General features: G+C 66.0%; 1 protein-coding gene. It reads left to right on the forward strand.

Annotation, left to right across the window (positions count from 1 at the left end):
• Window positions 1–197 (forward strand): hypothetical protein (locus tag FS507_RS19895; RefSeq protein ID WP_222121453.1); only part of this gene is annotated, 197 nt, incomplete at its 5' end.
• Window positions 198–353 lie beyond the last annotated feature (156 nt).

Genomic DNA, 353 nt, shown 5'->3' on the forward strand with positions numbered 1-353 from the left:
CGCTGGATGGAGTGAGTGAAGTAGTGGGGGGGGGGGGAGAGGATTGGGGAGGAGAGGTAGAAGGTGAAGAAGAGGAGGATGATGATGGGGGGGAGGATAGGGAGGGTATGGGTGTGGTGGGGGAGGGGGTTGTGGAGGTGGTGGGGTTGGAGGAGGGGGTAGGGGGAGGTGGGGTGGAGGTGGGAGGAGAGGGGTGAGGGGGGGTGGATGGAAGGGGGTGATGGGGGGGGAGTGGTGGGGGTGGGGATGTGGGGTGGGGGTAGGGGTTGATGGTGTGTGGTGTGGAGTGGTGGCGGACGGTGGGGTGGAGGTGGGGAAGTGGGGGGAGAGCCAGGGGTGGATGTTGGAGGTCA

It is taken from the genome of Corynebacterium glyciniphilum AJ 3170 (genome assembly GCF_007673095.1).
Taxonomy (GTDB): Bacteria; Actinomycetota; Actinomycetes; order Mycobacteriales; family Mycobacteriaceae; genus Corynebacterium.